Annotated in this window: 7 protein-coding genes; 1 reads left to right on the plus strand and 6 read right to left on the minus strand. The window is 43.8% G+C overall.

Annotation, left to right across the window (positions count from 1 at the left end; all coding sequences use genetic code 11):
* A partial coding sequence (locus tag AC075J_RS05890; RefSeq protein WP_476390137.1) for a sigma-70 family RNA polymerase sigma factor occupies positions 1-532 on the plus strand: 532 nt, incomplete at its 5' end.
* Positions 533-703: 171 nt separating this feature from the next.
* Here the strand turns inward: AC075J_RS05890 and AC075J_RS05895 are convergent.
* The 6 genes from AC075J_RS05895 to AC075J_RS05920 form a co-directional block, all read right to left on the minus strand.
* Positions 704-1,201: a QueT transporter family protein gene (locus tag AC075J_RS05895; RefSeq protein ID WP_022381088.1), complete on the minus strand. Its 498-nt coding sequence runs from the start codon at positions 1,199-1,201 to the stop codon at positions 704-706.
* A 68-nt stretch (positions 1,202-1,269) separates the two neighbouring features.
* Positions 1,270-1,884 carry a stage V sporulation protein AA gene (locus tag AC075J_RS05900; protein WP_022381087.1) on the minus strand — a complete coding sequence of 205 codons (615 nt, stop codon included), beginning with the start codon at positions 1,882-1,884 and terminating at the stop codon, positions 1,270-1,272.
* Between the two features lie 6 nt (positions 1,885-1,890).
* Complete coding sequence (locus tag AC075J_RS05905; protein WP_008707235.1) at positions 1,891-2,247, minus strand: SpoVA/SpoVAEb family sporulation membrane protein; 357 nt, start codon at positions 2,245-2,247, stop codon at positions 1,891-1,893.
* A gap of 30 nt (positions 2,248-2,277) precedes the next feature.
* Positions 2,278-3,360 carry a stage V sporulation protein AD gene (locus AC075J_RS05910; protein ID WP_022381086.1) on the minus strand — a complete coding sequence of 361 codons (1,083 nt, stop codon included), beginning with the start codon at positions 3,358-3,360 and terminating at the stop codon, positions 2,278-2,280.
* A 69-nt stretch (positions 3,361-3,429) separates the two neighbouring features.
* A complete protein-coding gene (locus tag AC075J_RS05915) occupies positions 3,430-3,894 on the minus strand; it encodes a SpoVA/SpoVAEb family sporulation membrane protein (protein ID WP_022381085.1) in 465 nt (154 codons plus the stop codon).
* A gap of 117 nt (positions 3,895-4,011) precedes the next feature.
* On the minus strand, positions 4,012-4,431 hold the full coding sequence (locus AC075J_RS05920; protein ID WP_008707239.1) for a stage V sporulation protein AB: 420 nt from the start codon (positions 4,429-4,431) through the stop codon (positions 4,012-4,014).
* Positions 4,432-4,693: the final 262 nt, after the last annotated feature.

Raw genomic sequence — 4,693 nt, forward strand, 5'->3', positions numbered from 1 at the left:
TTTTGATATTTCGTACGATGTGAAGTTTTCAACTTATGCTGTTCCCATGATCATAGGTGAAATCAGACGCTATCTGAGGGATGACGGGATGCTTAAGGTGAGCAGAAACCTGAAAGAGAACTGTGCCAGAATTTATTCTGCGAGAGAAGCACTGGAAAAAGAACTGGGACGTGAACCGATACTGGAGGAAGTTGCGAAAGCGACAGAACTTTCAGTAGATGAAGTGGTGATGTCGATGGAATCAGGAGCTGAAGTGGAATCTTTGCACAAAATTATCTATCAGGGAGATGGAAATGATATTTCGCTTATGGACAGGCTCCAGGAAAAAGAAAATGGACAGGATGCAGCACTGAACAGGATTTTTCTGGATGAAATCCTGAAAAAACTGGATGCAAGAGAACGTCAGCTGATCGGTATGAGATATTTTAAGGATATGACGCAGACAGAGATTGCGGCAGAGATGGGAATTTCCCAGGTCCAAGTGTCAAGGATGGAAAAGCGGATTCTGAAGGAACTTAAAAAGCAGGTATAAGCAGATGGGAGTAATTAACTCACCGCTTGTAGAAGGTGGAGTATTCTCTGAAGAGGTAAATAAAAAAGAGGTTACTGTGAACGGAGTGAACAGTAACAAAAAGAGTGTGCGGATTACTATAATATTGCACACTCTTTTTGCTATAATATCTTTATTGTTATATATCGTAAGTTATACAGTTCTCTGTGATCTGAAGATCACATTTTTGTATTTCAGAAGGGCTGTCTGAAGAATCAGTCCTACTACACCACAGGAAACTACTTCTCCGATACCTACGGTAAGCATCATAAGCGGAATCGGAAGATTTACTCCGTATCCGAAGTGAAGTACGAATGGCACGATGACTGCATTGGAAACAATCGGCGGGATCGGCGCAAGAAAACGGTTGCAGCTGCGGAGTCTGTAAGTAAATACTGCTCCGATCAGTGTTGCGATGCTTCCGAAAATAATGTCTACAGGAATGGCACCGCCAAAGAGATTGGCAATGATACATCCCACAAATAACCCCGGAATCGCAGCCGGTGTAAAGAATGGCAGGATGGTCAGTGCTTCCGAAAAGCGAATCTGAATTTCGCCATAGCTGAGTGGTGCGAATAAAAGAGTCAGAACCACATAAATAGCTCCGATCACTGCTGCTTCTGCCAGAAACTGAGTACCTTTGTTTTTCATATTTGATTATCTCCTTTAGTATTTGTTTTACGAGTGGAAGGTTTCGAACACTCGGCTATCGAAGTATATCACTTTTCGGAAGTACGGTCAATGTCTTTGATAAGAGTTTTATTAACATTTTCCTCGTACAGACGCATCTGTATCTGCATAGGTGTTGGATCATCTGTTATTTTCATATGACCGAAATGATTGAAGAAGAAAAGTACCCCAAGTCCGATTCCTATGGAATAAGTGATTTCAAGAACAGTAAAATGACCGGAAGTCTGTCCTGTGACCTGGGTATAGATCTGCGAGAAGAGACCACCGACATCTACATCGTTATTAAATGTCATGATAGAGAAACCTGCACCGAAAAAGGCGGCAAGACCGACGAAAATAATCTTGCACCACTGCCAGACAAGTCCGGAACCGGGTTTGTTTTTAAAAGTGATGATAAAGTCGGCTTCTCCAATATTATTGATTTCAAGGTCCGGTTCTTTTTTTTTGATTTCGGAGATCAGATCCATAACAGACATTACATAACGTCCTGGTTTATCCGGGTCAAGATTTATAACCGGCATCACCCGGAGCCGATTCAGAATTTTACTGTTGCTGCAGGAAAGTTTTGCAATGTCCTGAAGATAAATGTGTGGATGGTTTATCTGGATATTCTGATCTAACTGTAAATAGAGAGTATCACTCATGGTATGTTATCCTTTCATTTTGGGCTTGAAGATCAGGCTTGCAAGATAAGAGAAGATCAAAGCTGCGGAGACTCCCACCGCGCAGGCGGTAAAGCCTCCCATAAAGAGTCCGATCAGTCCGTTTTTGTCAATGGATTCTTTCATTCCTTTCCACAGGATATTGCCAAAACCAAGCAGGGGAACAGAAGCGCCTGCTCCGGCAAATTCTGCAAATGGCTGATAGATTCCGACAGCGCTTAAAACAGAGCCTGTACATACCAGAAGTACCATGATCCGTCCGGGCATAAGCTTTGTCCTGTCCAGAAGAATCTGTACCAGGGCACAGATCAGTCCGCCTGTCCAGAATGCATTAAAATAGTCCATGTATTTTTCCTCCTGAAAAAATTTCTGTATCTACATCATATCCGGAACCCTGTACTGTTCTATTACAACAGCGTGTGCGATACCGGGAATTGGATCCCCCTCGTTGAAGCTTACCTTTGACAGAAGGGCACCTGTGGGAACAAAGAGAATCCTTTTCCATTTTTTTTGTATAATACCCGGAAGAATATAGCCTGCCAGAACAGAGGCGGCACATCCACATCCACTGCCGCCGGAATGTGTATCCTGAGTCTGAGGATCATAGATCAGCATACCGCAGTCCTGATGGACAGATGAGATATCAAATCCTTTTTCTGTGAGAAGGTCGAACAGGATTGTCTGTCCTACCATGCCCAGGTCACCGGTGAAGATGGCATCATAATCGGATGGTTTTCGGTGAAAATCCTGAAGATTTCGGGCTATGGTGTCGCAGGCAGCAGGAGCCATGCAAGCTCCCATATTGAGGGAATCCCTGAACCCAAAGTCAATCAGTCTTCCGGTGGTGATTCCTGTTATAACTGCACAGATATTGCGGTTACGGAGTGTGTTTAGTGTTTTGTTGTCCGGGCGTGGTGGCGGTTCATATCCAAGTATACAGGCTCCGGCACCGGTGACTGTCCAGGTAGCAGATAAGGGCCTTTGATTTCCATATCCCAGGGGAAAACGAAATTCTTTTTCTGCGCTGGCAAAGTGGCTGGAAGTTGCGCAGAGGATATATTTTCCGTACCCGCCGTCGATACACATTGAACCAAGGGAAAGAGATTCTCCCATAGTGGAGCATGCTCCGAAAAGACCGTAAAAAGGAATTTTCAGATCAGCGGTTCCGAAAGAAGAGGCTGATGTCTGAGCCAGCAGGTCGCCTGCAAAAAGAAGCTGTATATCGGAACAGGTGAGGCCGTTTTTTTTGATTGCCAGCAGAGCGGCCTGTTTTTGCAGAGTGCTTTCTGCAGCTTCCCAGGTATCTGTTCCAAACATGGGATCTTCACATATGGTATCAAAGTATGCGCCCAATGGCCCTTCTCCTTCTTTCCGGCTGACAACAGAAGCACAGCTCTGGATAAAGACAGGATTCTGAAATGAAATGCTGGATGTACCGCAGGTCATTTGTCTGTTCATAGGAAACCTCCTTGTATAATTGTATGATTCTTATGCAAAAACACCTCTCAGGATATGGATGCTGAATAGTTACGGGATCATTGTAAAAAGATAATAAATCACACCGAGAATCCATGAACTCAGGATTCCATAAAGAATTACGGGTCCTGCGATCGTAAATATTTTGCATCCGATGCCGAATACCTGTCCTTCTGCCTTATATTCGATTGCAGAGGAAGCTACGGAATTGGCAAAACCGGTGATCGGGACAAGGCTTCCGGCACCGCCGAATCTGCCGATTTTGGAATAAAGATTACATCCTGTGAGGATCACACTGAAAAGGATCAGGATAAGGGAACACCAGGAGCCGGCGGTATCTTTGTCCAGCCCAAGGTTATCTGCGTAATTTAAGATGACCTGTCCAACAACACAGATGACTCCGCCTGTGAAAAAGGCTTTGCACATATTCAGTGGCAGGCTGTGGACAGGAGTGACTGCTTTTACGTATTCTTCATATTGTTTCTGTTTTTTCTGACTGAGATTATTGTCTGACATAATATAAAACCTTTCTGATTGAAAATCCGGAATTTTGGCACACCAGGTTACTGAGAACGGAGTAAAGAGTAATCGATTGCTGCTTTTTTGGCACTGATGTTAAAGATTAGCTGGAAATTATGGCAGCCATCCGTTATAATAGTAAATCAGTGCCCCGACAGTTTTGCCGGCGGCTATGCACAGGATTGTAAAAGAAAGACCTCTCTGGAATCTGCTTCTTCTGGCAAAGATAGGGAAAATATCTGCCATCTCTGCCAGGGCCATGATCCATCCACCAAGGAAAATCCCTGAAAAGAGCCCGTACAGAATCAGAAACGGGGTGCCGAACCGGATATTCCAGTGAAAAAGAAAGAACAGGTTTCCAAGTTCGGTTCCCCAGAATGTGATGTCTTCGTACAGCAATATATGATCTGCTGTGTGGGTAATTCCTGCATATCTGGGAATAATAGAAAGGCCGATCATAAGACCGGTTAGTCCTCCGGCAATAATAAAACCGGAACATAGTCCTGTAAATCCGAGAAAAATCTGCTCTAACATAAGTGCCTCCGATCTCTGCCGACAACAAAAGAAGTTTCCGGGTAACTGTCCGGCAGTCTGTTATTGTGAAGCACCGGACAGATATATCTGTGATATGTATTATGGCAGAAATATGGGGAAGCTTATTCTACTACACTGTCATTCATTTGTTGCTGAGAACAGAGTGAACAGTAATTCTGGTAATATATCCGGCAGCAAAAGAATGTATGAATAACTGTACTTTTGGAGAGAGAGATAGTATAATGTTACTGTTCATACACCG

It is taken from the genome of Blautia sp. ZXY-1-C6 (assembly GCF_056339875.1).

Bases quoted from the DNA above. Each gene is read 5' to 3' on its own strand.
- AC075J_RS05895 (WP_022381088.1), bottom strand. From the start codon at position 1,201: ATGAAAAACAAAGGTACTCAGTTTCTGGCAGAAGCAGCAGTGATCGGA.
- AC075J_RS05900 (WP_022381087.1), bottom strand. From the start codon at position 1,884: ATGAGTGATACTCTCTATTTACAGTTAGATCAGAATATCCAGATAAAC.
- AC075J_RS05905 (WP_008707235.1), bottom strand. From the start codon at position 2,247: ATGGACTATTTTAATGCATTCTGGACAGGCGGACTGATCTGTGCCCTG.
- AC075J_RS05910 (WP_022381086.1), bottom strand. From the start codon at position 3,360: ATGAACAGACAAATGACCTGCGGTACATCCAGCATTTCATTTCAGAAT.
- AC075J_RS05915 (WP_022381085.1), bottom strand. From the start codon at position 3,894: ATGTCAGACAATAATCTCAGTCAGAAAAAACAGAAACAATATGAAGAA.
- AC075J_RS05920 (WP_008707239.1), bottom strand. From the start codon at position 4,431: ATGTTAGAGCAGATTTTTCTCGGATTTACAGGACTATGTTCCGGTTTT.